Origin of the sequence: Leptospira sp. WS58.C1 (assembly GCF_040833995.1) — a bacterium.
GTDB lineage: Bacteria > Spirochaetota > Leptospiria > Leptospirales > Leptospiraceae > Leptospira_B > Leptospira_B cinconiae.
In genome coordinates, this window is the sequence record NZ_CP162137.1 from 3389796 (window position 1) to 3407006 (window position 17211).

14 protein-coding genes are annotated in these 17211 nt (G+C 41.5%); 8 read left to right on the plus strand and 6 right to left on the minus strand.

Annotated elements, in window-relative coordinates:
- Window positions 1-34: 34 nt before the first annotated feature.
- Together AB3N61_RS15590 and AB3N61_RS15595 are read left to right on the plus strand one after the other, a co-directional pair.
- Entirely contained in the window at window positions 35-1264 is a 1230-nt protein-coding gene (locus tag AB3N61_RS15590; protein WP_367898035.1) for a PLP-dependent aminotransferase family protein, read from the plus strand.
- Window positions 1265-1418: 154 nt separating this feature from the next.
- Window positions 1419-1826, plus strand: coding sequence for an MmcQ/YjbR family DNA-binding protein (locus tag AB3N61_RS15595; RefSeq protein ID WP_367898036.1), 408 nt, complete (start codon window positions 1419-1421; stop codon window positions 1824-1826).
- Between the two features lie 82 nt (window positions 1827-1908).
- Here AB3N61_RS15595 and AB3N61_RS15600 read toward each other — a convergent pair whose 3' ends face one another.
- On the minus strand, window positions 1909-2289 hold the full coding sequence (locus AB3N61_RS15600) for a phasin-related domain-containing protein (protein ID WP_020769276.1): 381 nt from the start codon (window positions 2287-2289) through the stop codon (window positions 1909-1911).
- Between the two features lie 594 nt (window positions 2290-2883).
- Between AB3N61_RS15600 and AB3N61_RS15605 the strand changes: the two genes are divergently transcribed.
- A complete protein-coding gene (locus AB3N61_RS15605; RefSeq protein ID WP_367898037.1) occupies window positions 2884-3639 on the plus strand; it encodes a hypothetical protein in 756 nt (251 codons plus the stop codon).
- Window positions 3640-3641: 2 nt separating this feature from the next.
- On the opposite strand, the gene AB3N61_RS15610 is transcribed toward AB3N61_RS15605, so the two are convergent.
- The 4 genes from AB3N61_RS15610 to AB3N61_RS15625 form a co-directional block, all read right to left on the minus strand.
- The gene (locus AB3N61_RS15610) at window positions 3642-5507 is read right to left on the minus strand and encodes a motility associated factor glycosyltransferase family protein (RefSeq protein ID WP_367898038.1); all 1866 of its coding nucleotides are present in this window, start codon (window positions 5505-5507) and stop codon (window positions 3642-3644) included.
- On the minus strand, window positions 5504-7318 hold the full coding sequence (locus AB3N61_RS15615; protein ID WP_367898039.1) for a penicillin-binding protein: 1815 nt from the start codon (window positions 7316-7318) through the stop codon (window positions 5504-5506). Before AB3N61_RS15615 ends, AB3N61_RS15610 begins: the two co-directional genes overlap by 4 nt.
- 92 nt (window positions 7319-7410) lie before the next feature.
- On the minus strand, window positions 7411-8007 hold the full coding sequence (gene lepB, locus AB3N61_RS15620) for a signal peptidase I (protein WP_020769060.1): 597 nt from the start codon (window positions 8005-8007) through the stop codon (window positions 7411-7413).
- A gap of 27 nt (window positions 8008-8034) precedes the next feature.
- Window positions 8035-9225, minus strand: coding sequence for an acyltransferase family protein (locus AB3N61_RS15625; protein WP_367898040.1), 1191 nt, complete (start codon window positions 9223-9225; stop codon window positions 8035-8037).
- A 166-nt stretch (window positions 9226-9391) separates the two neighbouring features.
- Between AB3N61_RS15625 and AB3N61_RS15630 the strand changes: the two genes are divergently transcribed.
- From AB3N61_RS15630 to AB3N61_RS15650, 5 genes are all read left to right on the plus strand, one after another.
- Window positions 9392-9931: an LIMLP_15305 family protein gene (locus tag AB3N61_RS15630; RefSeq protein WP_052005213.1), complete on the plus strand. Its 540-nt coding sequence runs from the start codon at window positions 9392-9394 to the stop codon at window positions 9929-9931.
- A 58-nt stretch (window positions 9932-9989) separates the two neighbouring features.
- Window positions 9990-10982 carry an SPFH domain-containing protein gene (locus tag AB3N61_RS15635; RefSeq protein ID WP_367898041.1) on the plus strand — a complete coding sequence of 331 codons (993 nt, stop codon included), beginning with the start codon at window positions 9990-9992 and terminating at the stop codon, window positions 10980-10982.
- 3 nt (window positions 10983-10985) lie between these two features.
- Window positions 10986-12338, plus strand: a complete 1353-nt coding sequence (gene thrC / locus AB3N61_RS15640) for a threonine synthase (protein WP_367898042.1) — start codon at window positions 10986-10988, stop codon at window positions 12336-12338.
- A 99-nt stretch (window positions 12339-12437) separates the two neighbouring features.
- On the plus strand, window positions 12438-13172 hold the full coding sequence (locus AB3N61_RS15645) for a hypothetical protein (RefSeq protein WP_020769003.1): 735 nt from the start codon (window positions 12438-12440) through the stop codon (window positions 13170-13172).
- 38 nt (window positions 13173-13210) lie between these two features.
- On the plus strand, window positions 13211-14296 hold the full coding sequence (locus AB3N61_RS15650) for an LIC10486 family protein (protein WP_367898043.1): 1086 nt from the start codon (window positions 13211-13213) through the stop codon (window positions 14294-14296).
- Window positions 14297-14434: 138 nt separating this feature from the next.
- On the opposite strand, the gene leuS is transcribed toward AB3N61_RS15650, so the two are convergent.
- On the minus strand, window positions 14435-17023 hold the full coding sequence (gene leuS, locus AB3N61_RS15655; protein WP_367898044.1) for a leucine--tRNA ligase: 2589 nt from the start codon (window positions 17021-17023) through the stop codon (window positions 14435-14437).
- Between the last annotated feature and the right edge of the window lie 188 nt (window positions 17024-17211).

The window sequence follows — 17211 nt, forward strand, 5'->3', positions numbered from 1 at the left end:
ACGATTTCTGCATCTGTATGGTATTCTCAATTTAATGTATAAACAAAATAAGAAGATGAGCAAGTTAATTATAGAAAATAGCTCCGAAATTTTCCGACCTTCTGCAAGGCCGGCCAGAACTCCTGCGTCTGTGACGAGAGAGATACTGAAGGTGATCGATACGCCGGGTATGATCTCTTTTGCGGGAGGTCTTCCGGATGATACTTTGTTTCCGATCCAAGATCTAAAATATTTTTTCGAGGCTTCCGTTTCTAAAAAAGGCGCAAAACTATTCCAATATGCGGATACTCAGGGACATTCCGACTTACGTGCCTGGATCGCAGATCGATATTATCCAGGTTCTAATGCTGACGAAATTCTTTTAACTTCCGGCTCACAACAAGCATTGGATCTACTCGGTCGTTATTTTATAGAAGAAGGTTCGCTCATTCTTTTAGAAAGACCCAGCTACTTAGGAGCCATCCAAGTATTCTCGTCTTATGCACCATCCTTCTTAGGGATCAGCTATGGCGAAGAAGGCCCGGACATGGAAGAATTAAAATATACATTGGCGACTTCCTCCGAAAAGCCGAAATTCTTTTACTGCATTCCTGATTTCCAAAATCCTTCCGCGTATTCTTATTCTTTAGAAATTCGACATTCGATCTCTGAACTCCTTTTAAAAAATACAGTTCCGATCATAGAAGATACTGCTTATAGAGAATTGTATTTCCAGGAGAACTTGCCGATTTCTTTATGCGAATTAGGCCCGGAAAATACGATCTCTATCGGGACATTCTCCAAAACACTTTCACCCGGATTGAGAGTCGGATGGATCAGGGCACCGAGACAGATCCTCCAAGATCTGATCGTACAAAAACAATCCATGGATTTACATTCCGCTACCCTGAATCAGGAATTAGTATTTGGATTCGTATCTTCTTCCAAATATGAAGAACATCTATCCTTGATCCGAAAAACTTACAAAAAGAAATCGGAGCATACGTTTACCTGTTTCCAAAATAATTTCAAAGATTCTATTCCATTACAAATTTCTAAAGGAGGTTTATTCTATTGGCTGGAATTTCCGGAAGAGATCGATACGGACCTACTTTTTCGAAAATGTTTGGAGAAGGGACTCGCGGCGGTTCCAGGATCTTCTTTCTTCGTAGGTAAACCGGAAAACAATCATCTACGATGGAACTTCTCAAACGCTTCGGAGGAAGAAACAAAACTTGGAATAGAGAGATTATATAAAGTGTATAAGAGCCTTTCAGGCTCTTGAAGCCCGAGATCAAGTACCAGTCGATAGCCTTAATTTAGGGACGGACTATCAGGAAATGACCGAGGTATAAAGTTTTCTTTCTTATCGCGTTCTTTCGATTTTAGATTGCAGGTTTGTATCCAAGGAACTATAATCCTTCTCCCCGGGTGTCCCAATGTCGGATCATATTTCAGTCCCAAACATGATTCTATCCAAACTTCGTTTGATCTGTTTGGATCTTCCGGAAGCTTATGAAGAACAGGCTTGGATCGGAACTCGCTGGTGTATCAAAAAGAAAAATTTTGCTCATGTATTGATGTTGCAGAACGGGTACCCGCCTGCTTATGCAAAGGCTTCCGGCCTGGAAGGAATTGCTTGTTTATTAACCTTTCGTTATTCTCCCAAAAAGATGGATGTTTCTCGTTTTAAAGATTATCCATTTTTTAAACCGGTCTGGTGGGAAGATATTATCGGGCTCGTGATCGACGATTCGATCGACTGGGACGAGGTAGAAGTTTTATTGAAGGAAAGTTACTGCCAACTTGCGCCTAAAAAATTAGCGGAGATGGTGGAAAATCGTTAATTTAGATCAGAAAAAGAAAAGAGAAAAAAATTTTCGGCGGGAAGGATCTCCCGCCGATATTGGGAGGTTCAAAAGGCTTTTATTAAGCAGTTTTTTTAGTTGGAGCAGCAGGTTTTTTAACTGTCTCCGTAACTTCGCTAAATTTTGCCTTGATAGCTTCGATTTGTTCAGCAGGAACTAATTTCTTAGCTTCTTCAACAATCTGGTTATAAACTTCAAGTGCCTTAGCGCGAGAATCTTCATAGGTTTTAGTAGCTGCGGTAGTTAATTCTTTAGCTTCGTTTAAGAATTTGTCTACGAACTCACGAACACGAACAGATGCTTCGGAATTGTCGGAAGCGCCTTTAGCTGCGAGTTCTTGAAAACTCTTAGTAAATTCTGCTTTCGCTTTATCCAGACCTTCTTGTCCGCTTTTAACCAAACCAAGACCTGCGTTCAGTACATCTAGAATTTGTTTTTCCATTTTTAGCTCCTTGATGCACCGTTGTGCGGCGCACAATCCATTTGTAGTGCGTAGCACAAATGCAGTCAACAAAAAAACGAAAAAAAGTTTCAAAGGTGAATTTTAGGTCTTAACCAGGAATGCGACGCAATTATGGCAGAGTTCTATAAAAATTCTTGCAAATACTTGAAAAATTTTCTATTTTAAGCCTTTAATAACTACCATTTGGTCCTTTCGGAAATCCGTCTTTGTATAAAAATGAGAAAATTAATACTTTGTTTACCAATATTTTTCTCCTTATGGTCCTGCTTTCTTCACCACGTAAATATTGAAGGCGATATCTATGGGGCAAAATCCATTTTTCATAGATCCCCTTCAGATAAAGAGATTCTTCCTGTCAGACTCGATTTTAACCCTCCTACAAAAGATGAAGTTATTAAAATATTACACGATAAAGGATCGAATCAGACTCCGAAGGATGAAATTGACGGATACCTTTCCACGGAGATTATCTCAAAATTTCAAAAAAGTCAGAAGTTTTTAATCTCATCAAATTCTAATATGAAGATCAAGATCATTCCTTTGGTGGATGACGTAAAACCTCCAATATTGACTATGATCGGTTTTTTATTCACTTTAGGCGCCATTCCCGCAATTTATAGGACTTACGGATCCATTTCTTTTGAATTGTATGATCAGGAGAAGCATAAGATCTTACGAATATATAAGTATTCCGTAAATCATAGAATAATGCTAGGCTGGGCTCCTATGCTATTGGGTCCTATTGTTTCAATGTTTACGGATAGATTTGATCACTCTACAAATAATAAAACCTATGCAATTATGAGGGTTGTATTTGCTCAGTTTGAATATGATCTGTTCAAAGATATTCGAGAATCGAAAGAACTTGCTTCCCGCTTTTTTTCTACGAATGACTATAATCATGCTCTTATTGTCACTTCAAAATCTGCTAACGATGAATATCTTGCCTCCTCAATTTATTCCGAGCTTAATAAGATTTTTTTAAAATATGGAATTTCGATATTAGAAAGGAGAAAACTGAATGAAGTCATAAATGAAATCCAGCTATCCTTGGCCGGGATAACACAAGCGCGGGATTATTCAAAACTGGGAAGACTTTTACAGGCTGATCGATTGATTTTAGTCGAAGACCTGAATATAACTTCTGCTACCACCAGCGTTTTAGGAAGGATTAATTTTAGTATTCGTTGCGTCGATTCCGAAACCGGAAAAGTTATCTGGTCGGAGAAAATAGCCGAAAGTATGCTTCTTTCCGAAACGGTAGATATGGTAGTTAACTCTGCTGCTCGCAAATTAATGCAAAAATTGAAACAAAGTGGGGAAATATGATTTTACGCTGAAAACCGTTTCACTGCTTTGTTAATAAGCTGCAAATTCATTTCCGTACTTTTTCTTAGACCCGAATAAAGAAGAAGGCTCTTTTTCGCAACTGCAAGTCTTTCATTCTTCTTCTCTTCCAATGTAAGTTCGGTGTCGTATCCTTCCGTGATGGCCAAGATCACTCTCTGCAAACTGATCCCTAAAAATTCAGTTAGCCCTTTTTTAGAACTGATACGATCATCTATTATGGAAATCTCATGCAATGCTTTTCGAATGGACTCTTTGTCCTTCTCTCCGCTTTGAATAAGATCGTAAATTTTCTCGGAAAGGACTTCTCCTTTGGAAACTTGCACTCCGAATTCTTTTAACTCGTTGCGGATCTTGTTTAATTCGACCGATACTTTTTTGCGATTGATCTTGGAAGGAAGAAGGTCCCGGATCTTTTTTTTGATCTCGGTTACCTCTTTTATATTCGATGGGTTTTGTCTATACCATTCTTGAAATGTAATATTCTGGATCCCTTCTAACTTTGCTCCGTCTTGCCCCAGATTGGCCCAAGGACGGTCTTTTTGTCTTTCTTCGAACCATTTTTTGAAGATCAGAAGTTTTTCGTTTGTCCTAAGTTTTTTTCCCCGGATAGATTCGATCCACTTTGGCGGCAAAGCGGTCATCTGCTTATAATTATGATGTTCCCTTCTCTGCGTTCTGGATTCCAAAAAATTTAATCTTTCTTCTAAGATTGCACCCTTACAATGCGCTTGGGAACCCGGAAAAGAAAGGTCTTGTCCTAAAAGTAAAACGGACCTTGCATCCATTTTTTCCGCTAGACTTGCGGCATTTGTGGAAACGGAACCTCCGAAGTCCACGGCTCCCAGTCCGTTTTCGGAAGCATTTTCCAAAAGTTTAATCCAGGGAAAAGGAGAGGAAGTCAGATAATGGTTTCCACCTATATAAGGCATTCTTAATGAATGATAGGAAGTAGTAGGATCGAATACAAACTTTGCCTTTCCGAAATATCCTTCTAAATATTTTGAATTTAAAGGTTGGGGATCCACACTAAATACAAGATCGGGATCTATTCCTGATTTTTGCAAAATAAGAAGCGCAGTATCCACTGCGATCAATATAAAGTTTTCTCTATATTCTTTCAAGTCTTGCAAAGAAAGATAAAGAGAGGGCCCGGCCCCACAAACAACCACATCTATCTTGGATTTGCATAAACCGAATAATTCATTGATGGGGCTCAGATCCACAAGTTCCGGAAGATTGCGGATAAAATTACCGGTCCAGACCTTCTCGAATCTGGTCAATGTGGCCGTGTTTACATCTTTTTTATGGAAGAATGTCTCGGCTAAAAATCTTAGCTCTTGGTATTCTTCCTGTTTCCATTGCAAACTCCCCCTATGAGGAATAAAACTTACGGGATATCCCGAGATCCCTTTAAAACCCTCGTAAAACGCGGATTCTTCGTATGGGGGGAGAAATATTCTCAACTTACCGGAAAGGATCATGGGAGAAAAATCGAATAATGAAAATGCAGCCTTGATAATTTCCGGAAAAGGTTCCATCCATACGCAGATTATTTTATCAAATCTTAATGTATATTGGATGGAATAACCGAGCCCTGCTCCGAAAAATAGGAATGCCCTTTCTTCATCCCCTTTTTTCAGATCCGCAAGCTGTCTTTCCGCTTCTTTGCGAGGATCCATGGAACTATGTAAAAGTACATTACCGATTTTTAAACTTGGATCGTCCGTTTTTGTAGGGACTATCTCGAAATTGATCCGGGAAGATCCTATTCTTTCGGAGGCTTTCGGCGCGAAACTGCGAAGTGAGGCCAAATTTTTTTCGAGTAAATCCGACCTGAGTTCTTTCATTGGAAGAATACGTTTATCCTTTTTCCTTCGTAAGAAGAACCCGGAGAGGGATCTTGCTCGTAACAGAAACCGCTTCCGTGAAGTTTATAAGGAACTCCTAACGGAGCTAATAATTCCACAACTTCTCTTTTACTCCTTCCGATGAGATCGGGAATACGTTCCGATTTGCCCGTAAGAGGTTTTCTGTTCAACTTAGGGAGTTTTACGTTAATCGTTCTTTCCCCTTGTTCTATGATCGGAATAATATTCTCCACTACTTCCCTGAATACGGGAGCGGCGAGTCCTCCCCCTGTATGACTGTCCCCTCTCGGCTCATCAAAAAGGATGAGGCCGACCACTTTCGGTTTGTCTGCCGGAAAAAATCCTAAAAAGGATGCGGACCATAGTCCGTCTTGGTACCCTCTACCAGACACCGCTTTTTGACCGGTTCCTGTTTTTCCCGCGATGGAATATTCTTGTATGTATGCGTTCTTTCCTGTTCCGGCTTGGACGACTCTAGTCATCGCTTTCAGTAATTTTTCGGTGGAATATTCTTTGATACCTACCGGAGTCTCTTCCGATTGGAATTCCTGCATGACTTCTCCGTAGGAATCGGTAATATGAGAGACCACCCTAGGTGTGATAAATCTTCCTCCGTTTACGATAGAAGCTGCGGATGCTACTAACTGTATAGGAGTTACCGATATTCCCTGGCCGATTGCCATGAACATCGGAGTGGTCGGAGTCCATTTATTCAAGATCGGCATATATCCCACGGATTCGTTGGGCAGAAGTCCCGCTCTTTCCCCAAAACGGAATCGTTTCATATATTCATAAAGTACATCGTTCGGGATCTTTGCGGCCGCCTTTATGATCCCAGCATTGCAGGAATACTGTAAAATCTCTTCCAAGTTCACTTTTCCATGAACATGTGTACATTTGATCCTGGTCCTTCCATAATCGACGTAACCTGGACAATCGAATTTTTCGTTCGGATGGATTAAGTTTTCATTAAGAAGAATGCTTGCTAGGAAAATTTTCATGGTAGATCCGGGCTCGTACACATGTCGGATCGCCCAATTCGTATGAGAATATTCTTCAAAAGAAGAATAACGATTCGGATCGAAGGATGGAAAACTGGCCATCGCCAAAATTCTTCCCGTATGGATCTCCATCAATAGACCTACTGCTCTTTTAGCACCGGCTTCTTCGAATCTTTTTCCAAGCGCCTTTTCCAGTTTGAATTGGATGAGTCCGTCCAAAGTCAAATGGACATTTGCACCTCTGGTGGAATCCGCTTCAGTAGGCGTCATCAATTCTTGATTATAATAATATTCTAAACCGGATAGAGCCTTATCGTCGTCCATCCCGGTAAAACCGACAAGACTTGCCGCCAAACTTCCGTGAGGATATACTCTTTTAAATTCTCGTTCTCTTCTGACTCCGGGAAGGGCCATCTCCATAATACGGCTCGCGGTCGTATCGTCTATCTCCCTTTTCAAAAGGAAATATCTGCTTTTTTCTCGGATCAAAGATTCTATCTTTTCGGGAGGAATGTCCAAATAAGGAGAAATTTGTACTGCGGTAAAATTCGGATCGTAAACATTCCCGGGATAGATCCCGATCGTAGAAGAATCAATGGACAATGCCAATTCGATCCCTCTTCTATCGTAGATCGCGCCTCGCCCAATCCTTTCTCCATTCTTGAATGCGATCTCTCTATCGTTAAAGAATACCAGATAACCTACTCGGACCAAAAGCCCGGAGAAGAATACGCATAATAGAACGAATAATATGGTGAATCTTTTTCGATTAAGAGGGCTATAATCCATCGATGAGCGAACCGCTTTTATAAATTTCGGTCTTTTTCAGAATGATTAAAGAGCTTTTCTAGTACAAGTGAAATCCGAATTCGAATAATGGTTTAAAAGCTGGCGATAACCTTTCCTCTCAACTTTTTGAAAGGAATTAGGCCGTAATTTCTGGAATCTGTGGAGAATTCTCGGTTATCCCCCAAAACCAAAACATAACCAGGAGGGATCCTTCCCGAATCTCCGATGCCTATATTTCCGGAGACTCCGATCACAGGTAGAATGGAGGCGGAAGGAGCTTGGGTCTTATAGCCTGAGTTCAAGAAAGGTTCTTCTAAGGAAGAGTCGTTTATTAAAATTCTTCCTTCCGAAAATCTGAAAAAATCTCCGGGAAGCCCTACCACTCTTTTTAAACTTAACTCCGCTCCGATCCCATCCAAGACTAAGACATCGAATCTGTTAACGTCCGGTTCTAAAATGTATAAAACCCAGGGACCGATCTGCGCCGGGAAACCCCATTTTTTAACTAGGACCCAATCGTTTTCTTTATAGCTTGGCATCATGCTCGTGCCGCTAATTAGATAGAATTGGATCACAAAAATTCTAAAATATAAAATGAAAAATATTGCGAACAAGATCGGAAAAGAAAGTTTAATCCATCGAAATGTGGAGTGCCGAATAGAACGAATTATTTCCGAATCGAATTTCATACTATGGTTTCGTAATTATTGGACAGACTATGAAGTCTTGGTCTCACTCTTATTTTCCAAAACTTTCGGTTTTTCTTTCCACCAAATAAAAGGTTGTTCTATGAGTAAAAAGATCGGCCAAGCTGCTAAGAATGTAAACCCAAAGCATATAAAATAGAGCTTAGGTAATACGCTTAAAGTGACCAATGTTTCCCCTTTTAGAGCCCATTGAGTGGCAATCCCCATCAACGGTATGTTCCATAAATACACAGTAAATGTGATCCTGGACAATGGACGGAAGATCGGTAATGCTAAGATAGTTTTAAAAATTCCTTCTTTTTGGATCGCTAAATAGATGATCAGAACCAATGCGATATTGTAAAAATTATTCGCAAGCGTCAATCGAATGAAATGTTTCCAATTGAAAGAATAAGAGATCAAAATGAATACGATCGCCGAGAATCCGACCAAAGAATATTTCAGTTTTCCTAAACTTTCTCCCACCGGTCTAGAGTCCACATATTCCGCCAAAAGCATTCCTGCGATCATGGAATCGAATCTGTTCTCCGTCCAGAATAGAGCATTTGCGTTCATCTGACCTTTAGAGTATAGATAACATCTAGATAAGAAAGGGATAATATATATGATCGATAATATGATGACCCTTACTTTTTTGGTTCTAGAGAATAAGAAGAAGGGTCCAAGAACCACCATCAAAAAGTAGATCTGCTGCTCTAAGGAAATATACCAACCCACATCCAAAACCCTAGGAAAAAAGTTGGATAAGAAGATGCTGTCGGCCCAAACGTAATCCAGACCCTTTTGGCCTTTATCTATTAACCAGATCAGATCCGCACTTGGATTCGGTATATTTTTCAGGCCTTCTACCTGTTTAGAAAAGAAATAGTAAGAAAAAGCTAATGCAGTGTAATACGCGGGAAGAATTCTCAAAGAACGATTTATGATAAATTTGCGATAGGGAAAACTGTTCTCCCTTTTATAGTATTGGAGTATACCTCCGTAATTCAGAAAACCTCCCAATACGAAAAACACATCCACGATGGTGGTTTGATTCTCCACGAACCAGGACAACCAATAAGGCATTTCGCGCATGATCGGTTGTTTGGAAACCCAGAGATGGTTGGTCATAACCATCAGAATTCCGATCGCTCTGATCCCGTTTAATGATTCTATTTCCCCCTTTTTAGAAGCAAAGATAGACAATATATAGGATTTCATAATGAAAAGATTCTGTTTCCTGAATTGAATTAAAAACTTTTCAAGGATCTGCGAGCAAGAAATAAACCGGGGAACCCCAAGACCTAAGTTACGATTTCACGGATATGATACGAAAAGAGTAGTATTTGTCTTGCTTGGGAAGAAATTCCGGATCATTCTTCTAACCATGACTTCGAACAACCCAATCTCACAATATGTTTCCAGATTCAAAGCGGAGAAGGGAAAGATCTTATCCTTTCTATCCGCATTTCCGTTTTATGGAGAAGTCTTAAAGAACCATCAGTATTACGAAGCGGATAGGATCGCTCGAAACGAATTAGCCAAAAAATTGGATTCGCTCAAAGAACCGATCCGTAGGATCGAAGAAAATTTCGTCCGAGAAAGAAGAATGGACCTAATCGGTTCTACGGAGGTCTTACTTTCCGTCTTAGAAAGACTCAAAAATGAAATTATCGGAGCAAGTTACGGCCTAAACGGATTGGGCACCGGGTTTAAGGCGACCGAATCTGAGTTGGAAGCTTTGGCGGAATGGGATTATTCTTTGATCCATCATGCGGAAGAATTGTCCACCAAGGTTCGATCCCCGGACTTTCCTCCGGAAGTTTCGGTCGACACTGTAAGGAATTGGGTCAGTAGTTTTAGATCGGAATTAGATGAGTTCGATGCCGCGCTAAAGAGCAGAAAGGACGTCTTCTTAAAACGATAGTCTCATTTTTGATTTGCCGAATGTAGAGTCGTGAATAATATATTTCCAAGGAGTTCTTATGGCATTAATAGACGTAATAAAATACGAAGGGAAACCGGGAGAGATCGTATGGAAATTTCCCAGAAACGATATCAGTACCTTCGGACAATTGGTAGTGAACGAAAGCCAGGAAGCTATCTTCTTTAAGGAAGGTAAAGCTCTGGATATTTTCGGACCTGGAACTCATACTTTAAAAACAGGAAACGTTCCTATTTTAGAAAACTTAGTGAACCTTCCTTTCGGAGGACAAACTCCTTTTACTGCGGAAGTGGTTTATATTAACAAAGCCCTTATCCAATTAAAATGGGGAACTCCTGCACCCATCCAAGTCGAAGATCCTAAATACACCATCACTTTGGGAGTCCGTGCAAACGGTGCATATAATATCAAGATCGTAGATTCCAAAGCGTTTGCAGTAGGAGTGGTCGGTGCAAGAGGAGCTTATTCACAAGACGAGGTGGATAATTTTCTAAGACCGATGATCGTAACTAGGCTAAGCGATTTCTTAGCGGAAGTCGTTTTAAAATCGGGAGAGCCGATCACTCGATTGAACCAACATTTGGAAGAGGCCTCTTCCGCAGGAAAAACGAAAATCCAACCGGACTTCTCAAAATACGGGATAGACGTTTTGGATTTTTTTGTCCAATCCATCAACTTCGATCAGAACGATCCGAACTTCCAAAAGATCCAAAAGATCCTCACAGACAAATTCGAGATCGATGCTTTGGGCGGAATGTACCAACAAAAAAGAATGTTGGATATCGGAGAAGCGGCCGCAAAGAACGAAGGCGGGAACGCAGGTGAAGGAATGTCCGCAGGTATGGGACTCGGAATGGGAATGAATATGGGCAATATGATGGCCGGGATGATGGGCCAAAACAATGCAGGTAATAATGCCAACCAGAACGATGCAACAGCAAGACTCACAAAACTTAAGAGTATGTTGGACCAGGGCCTGATTTCTCAGGAAGAATTTGATGCCAAAAAAAAGGACATTTTAAATTCTATCTAAAGTATGAGCCTTACCTTCACCAAGTTGAAAGCGGAATTTCGCTGTATCAACGATTCTTGCGGAGCAACGTACGATCTGAATGATATCGTATACGAATGTCGTAAATGTGGAAGCCTTCTCCAGGTTTCCCATGATATGGGAGCTCTCAAAGAAAAATCGGGAAAGGAATGGAAGGACCTATTCGATTCCAGATTGGGTTCGGTAAAATTCCCGAACAGCTCGGGTATCTGGAACAAAAGAGAATGGGTTCTTCCTCATGTAGAGGACTCAGAGATCGTAAGCTCAGGCGAAGGTCTTTCTCATCTATTCAATTCCGAAAGACTCACAAAACATTTCGGCCTAGGGGGACTTTGGATCAAACAATGTGGGATCTCCCACACAGGTTCATTTAAGGACCTGGGCATGACCGTTCTTCTCTCCCAAGTAAAACATATGTTGAATCAGGGAGCAAAGATCAGAGCGGTTGCTTGTGCAAGTTCCGGAGATACTTCCGCCGCACTTGCTTCTTACGCTGCGAAGGCAGGGATCCCTGCGATCATTTTTCTTCCAGCAGGGAAAGTTTCCCAAGCACAATTAATCCAACCGGTTTCGAACGGTGCAAAGGTAATCGCTCTCGAAACCGATTTTGACGGTTGTATGAAGATCGTGAAAGAAGTTACCAAAGAAGCCGGCATCTATCTTGCAAACTCCATGAACAGTCTCCGTATCGAAGGCCAAAAAACGATCGCACCGGAGATCGTTCAACAATTGGAATGGAAAGTTCCCGATTGGGTGATCATTCCCGGAGGAAATTTGGGGAATGTTTCCGCACTCGGAGCAGGTTTCGAGATGGCAAAAGAGTTGGGACTGATCGACAAACTTCCAAGGATCGTTTTAGCTCAAGCAGAGAATGCAAATCCGCTCTATCTTTCTTATCTGAAAAATTTCGAGGAATTCAATCCTGTTGACGCGAAGCCTACTCTTGCTTCTGCAATCCAGATCGGAAATCCTGTATCAGTCCAAAAAGCAATTCGTACATTAAAAAAATTCAATGGGATCGTGGAGCAAGCAAGCGAAGCGGAACTTTCGGAAGCTTCTGCCAAAACCGACCTATTTGGATTGTACAATGACCCTCATACCGGAGTGGCGCTTGCTGCTCTTTACAAACTAATGGCTAAAGGAACGATTGCCAAAGGTGATCAGGTGGTCGTGATCTCCACTGCTCACGGACTAAAATTTACCGAATTCAAACTCAAATTCCATGAGGGAAAGATCCAGGGAACCGACCCTAAATTGGTTAACGTTATTCGATCCTGCAAACCGGAAGTAGGGGCCGTCATGGACGAAATCGGCGGTTTCCTACAATTGAAAGATTAAATTTTTTCATTTTCGACTCGAAATAACCCTTCTTTTTTCCCGGGTGTTTTTCGTTTTTTTCTCGTAAGCGCGCCGGGGTCCATATAATCGAGAATCCAAATGTACGAGGGAATCGAGGAACTCCCCCAAGAATTCCTCTTCGAGGTCGAGACGGCCGTAAAAAAAGAAGAGCCAATTTCTATCATTACCTACGTCCTGAGTACCCGGGGCGAAAATAAGCTCAAACATATCATACAAACCGTCCTTTCCAAATACCAAAGAGTGGATCTGACGGAACTCATATTTACCTCCGCAAAAGAGCTGATCGTAAATGCGACCAAAGCGGCTATTAAACGGGTTCTATTCAAAGAACTAGGACTGAATATCGCTGATCCATCCCAGTACGATTTGGGTATGGAATCCTTTAAGGAAAATCTAGTCAGTAGAAAGTTTCCCTACTATCGTAGGAAAATGAAAGAGCATGGTCTATTTGTAAAAGTCACCCTCAGTTTCAGTTCGGACCGGATCATTCTATTCGTACAAAATAATTTCACACTCGCAGTCCGAGAAGAGAAACGGATCCGGGAAAAGTTCGTACATTCTAAAGAATTTGACAATCTATTCGAATACTATATGAAATACGGTGATACCACGGAAGGTGCAGGTATGGGTATCACTATGGTGGAAATTCTGGTAGCCCAAAGCGGCTATGACCGCCATTTGTTTACGATCTATAGCCGCCAAGCGGAGAATAAAACCGTTGCGAGAGTTGAAATCCCCTTGGATCAGAATTATGTGCCTAGAAGACAAAGATACCAAAAATGGTTACAAGAAAAGGCTAGCGGCTTAACATGACCTAAAGTTCTCCTTACGACGGTTAGGTCTTTTGCAATATGGAACAGAATCCTCAGACAAGTAAACTCCAAGAACAGGCAAACCAGATGAACCTTGCCTTGGAATCCGTTCATACCGAAGAACAAGCAATCGAACTTATCCAAGGAAAAATCAAAGACGCCTATCTTTTAAAATTAAGGATCGATGTTGAGAACAAAGCGGGTGTGGTCCTAGGGCTTTTATCCAGATATAAAAACGAATTTTTGGAATTGTATTCCTTATTTTCCAACTCTTCCATGATCCGAAAAATCAGGACCTTCGAAGATTTCGGTCAAATCTCACATGATATCGCAGAAGCAGCTAGACAGGAAGCTCCGGATCCGGGTTTGTCGGACCAGGTAGGAAGAATTCTTCACACTAAATTAACAAAACAAATATTAGAACAATATTATCCTATGTGGGATCGAAACGATACCGCTGCTCTGGTAAACATGTTGGAGAACCAGATCAAAAGCGCTATGAAGATCAATATGATCCGCGTTCAAGCAGACGTAGAATACGTATCCAGCTTGAAATGTAGGGGTAAAAGTTTTTTTGCAGGTATCATCCAATCCATTCCTAAACCTCCTGAAGAACCCGCAGACGGAGTAGTTCCTGTAGAAAATTTAGATCCGGAAAAAGCGGCAGTCATGCGCCAGATTGAAACCATTCGAAAAGGTTTCGGAAGAGTGGTGCAAGCAAAGACGATCCTTTCTCCTGTAAACGGGGTCGATTTTGATGACCTGAATGAAGGCGACAAGATCCTATTACAACTTCCTTCCGTTTCTCCTGAAGAAAAAGCATTGGCCAAAACTTTAGGCGCTATGGATAAGGACGGGAACGTAAAACCGGTGGTCGGTACTTTCGTAGCGATCGCTTCCGGTAAAAACGAATATCATATTTTTGCAAAAGGTCCGGCAGGAGTTCTTTTACAAGCATTCGAAGAAAGACCGGTCCGTTTAGCCAGGCCTAAAACCGCTGCTAACGCTCCTCGTCCAGCAGGTATGGGTGCAAAACAATCCGAAGGAAGTAATACTCTTAACTACGCTATCCTGGTTGGTGTCGTGTTGTTGGTGGGGCTATTAGCTTTTATTCTTCTGAAATAGCATGTCTACCCTGCACTCGCGTATTTGTCACCGGGATGTAGGAGCTTATAAAACTTTATCGTTTATCTGCAAATCCGCGATGCAGGAATTCCTACATCGCATATTCTGAAAATTTTGATCGGTGTAATCTCGGATCTTCTATCCGACCACTAGGTTCACCAGTTTGCCAGGAACATAGATCTCTTTTCGGATCTGTTTTCCGTCTAAAAAGACCTGTACCTTATCTAAGGATTTTGCGATCTTAATCGCTTCTTCCCCCGCGATCTCTTTTGCTGCTTTGAATTCAGCTCTTAACTTTCCGTTTACCTGGACCACGATCATGATCTCGTCGTCGGTCAGATATTTCTCCTCATAACCCGGAAAAGCTTGGTAGGTCAAAGAATCGGATTTTCCTGCTAAAGACCAAAGTTCTTCCGCCAAGTGAGGAGCGAACGGAGCGATCAAAAGTAGGAATGGTTCCAGGATCTTACGAGGTCTGCGTTGGCTTGGAGTTAACTCGTTCACAAAGATCATTAACTGAGAGATAGCAGTGTTGAATGAGAAATTATTAATATCATCATCCACTTTTTTAATGGTTCTATGAAGGATCTTTAATTCGTCTTCGTTCGGTTCGATATCTTCCAAACGGAAAGATTCTTCCGCACCTGAATGATATAATCTCCATACACGGTTCAAGAAACGGAAAACACCCTCTACACCTCTAGTGCTCCAAGGTTTTACCATTTCGAAAGGTCCCATGAACATTTCGAAAAGACGTAAACTATCCGCTCCGAAATTCGTAACCACTTCGTCGGGATTGATCACATTCCCTAAAGACTTGGACATTTTTCTTTTATCTTCGCCCAAGATCAGACCTTGGTGGACCAGTTTTTTGAAAGGTTCAGGGGTCGTTACGTATCCTAGATCGAATAATACCTTATGCCAAAAGCGAGAATAGAGTAAGTGAAGAACCGCATGTTCCGCACCACCCACATACAGGTCCACCGGCATCCAAGTTTTTTCCAAATCTACATCCACGAACTTGTCCGGATTTTCCGGATCTATATAACGCAGATAATACCAACAAGAACCCGCCCATTGAGGCATAGTATTCGTTTCTCTGGTACCGATCTCACCAGTTTCAGGATCTTTGTATTTCAACCAATCTCCCGCTAAAGCAAGCGGAGATTCTCCCGTTCCGGAAGGTTTAAATTCCGATAAATTAGGAAGTTCTAATGGAAGTTCGGACTCAGGAATGGCCTTTGTAACTCCGGAAGGAAAATGTACCAAAGGTATAGGTTCTCCCCAATATCTTTGGCGAGCAAACAACCAATCTCTGAGTTTGAATTGGGTTTTCGTCTTTCCGATCCCTTTTTTCTCTGCCCAATCCGCAATTTTAGAAAATGCTTCCTTGTATTTGAGACCATTAATAGAAACTTCCGATGAAGATGAATTGATACAGACGGATTCTTTAGAATCGAAAGCTCCTTGGGAAAGATCTCCTTCGATCACAAGTAGGATATCCAACCCGAAAGCTTTTGCAAATTCATAGTCTCGTTGGTCATGAGCAGGCACCGCCATAATAGCCCCTGTTCCGTAACCATAGAGAACGTAATCTCCGATCCACACCGGGATCTTTTTAGAAGGATCCGCAGGATGGACAACATAAGCGCCTGTGAATACACCTGACTTTTCTTTGGAAAGTTCCGTTCTATCCAAATCACTTTTTAAAGCGGAAGACTTTTTGTATTCTTGCACCTTCTCCCATTGTTCTTTGGAAGTTATGGAATCCACTAAAGGATGTTCCGGAGCAAGCACCATATAACTTACCCCAAATATGGTATCGGGACGAGTGGTGTATACTTTGATCCCATTTTGCGGAGAAGAAGGATCAAAAGGAAATATCAGCTCCAAACCTTCGCTCTTTCCGATCCAATTCTTCTGCATTTCCAAAGTAGAACTTGGCCAAGTGACTAAAGACAGATCCTCTAGCAACCTTTCTGCGTATGCAGTGATCCGCATCATGTACTGTCGCATAGGTTTACGAACTACTTCGTACCCTTTTCCAACCCATTCTTCTACTTCTTCATTCGCAAGAACTGTTCCGAGACCCGGGCACCAGTTTACCGGGATTTCCGCCTGATATACGAGACGGAATCCGGAGAGAATGGCTTCTTTCTTAGCATTAGAAAATTCTTTCCAATCCTTTGCGGAGAAGGTCTCGAGATCCTCAAATCCTTCGGAGCCCTTAGATTGGAAGATTTGGACCAATTCGAGGATTGGTTTTGCCTTAGAAGCCTTAAAATCATACCAGGAATCGTATAATTTCAAGAAGATCCATTGGGTAAATTTGTAGTATTTCGGATCTGTGGTGGAGATTTCCCGGTCCCAATCATAGGAAAGACCGATCAATTTGATCTGTCTTCGGAAATTGTCCACATTCTGCTTTGTAGTGATAGCAGGATGAATCCCTGTCTGCATTGCGTATCTTTCTGCAGGAAGACCGAACGCATCCCAACCCATAGGATGCAAAACCTCAAAACCTTTCATTCTCTTGTAACGAGAAATAATGTCTGTAGCCGTATAACCTTCCGGGTGACCGACGTGCAATCCCGCGCCTGAGGGATAAGGGAACATATCTAAACAGTAGAACTTCGGTTTAGAAGAATGCAGATCCGTTCGAAAGGAAGAATTCTTTTCCCAGTAGTCTTGCCATTTTGATTCAATTTTCCGAAACGGATAGTCCATACCGTGAAGTTTTTTCCTCCGGCCTAGAATCCAATTCTTTTTTGTGATACTGGAAGTTGATTATAGGGGTGAAAAATCTTGAATGAGAAAGGTTTCTTTCCTTTTAGGAAGAAAAAAGGGATTCAGATTTGTTACTATAAGAAGTGTTTTTAAATAATCGGGAACCAAAGAGTTGATTTCGGGTCCGA

Coding starts and splice junctions, on each gene's coding strand:
- AB3N61_RS15590 (WP_367898035.1), top strand. CDS start 35: ATGTATAAACAAAATAAGAAGATGAGCAAGTTAATTATAGAAAATAGC.
- AB3N61_RS15595 (WP_367898036.1), top strand. CDS start 1,419: ATGTCGGATCATATTTCAGTCCCAAACATGATTCTATCCAAACTTCGT.
- AB3N61_RS15600 (WP_020769276.1), bottom strand. CDS start 2,289: ATGGAAAAACAAATTCTAGATGTACTGAACGCAGGTCTTGGTTTGGTT.
- AB3N61_RS15605 (WP_367898037.1), top strand. CDS start 2,884: ATGATCGGTTTTTTATTCACTTTAGGCGCCATTCCCGCAATTTATAGG.
- AB3N61_RS15610 (WP_367898038.1), bottom strand. CDS start 5,507: ATGAAAGAACTCAGGTCGGATTTACTCGAAAAAAATTTGGCCTCACTT.
- AB3N61_RS15615 (WP_367898039.1), bottom strand. CDS start 7,318: ATGGATTATAGCCCTCTTAATCGAAAAAGATTCACCATATTATTCGTT.
- lepB (WP_020769060.1), bottom strand. CDS start 8,007: ATGAAATTCGATTCGGAAATAATTCGTTCTATTCGGCACTCCACATTT.
- AB3N61_RS15625 (WP_367898040.1), bottom strand. CDS start 9,225: ATGAAATCCTATATATTGTCTATCTTTGCTTCTAAAAAGGGGGAAATA.
- AB3N61_RS15630 (WP_052005213.1), top strand. CDS start 9,392: ATGACTTCGAACAACCCAATCTCACAATATGTTTCCAGATTCAAAGCG.
- AB3N61_RS15635 (WP_367898041.1), top strand. CDS start 9,990: ATGGCATTAATAGACGTAATAAAATACGAAGGGAAACCGGGAGAGATC.
- thrC (WP_367898042.1), top strand. CDS start 10,986: ATGAGCCTTACCTTCACCAAGTTGAAAGCGGAATTTCGCTGTATCAAC.
- AB3N61_RS15645 (WP_020769003.1), top strand. CDS start 12,438: ATGTACGAGGGAATCGAGGAACTCCCCCAAGAATTCCTCTTCGAGGTC.
- AB3N61_RS15650 (WP_367898043.1), top strand. CDS start 13,211: ATGGAACAGAATCCTCAGACAAGTAAACTCCAAGAACAGGCAAACCAG.
- leuS (WP_367898044.1), bottom strand. CDS start 17,023: ATGGACTATCCGTTTCGGAAAATTGAATCAAAATGGCAAGACTACTGG.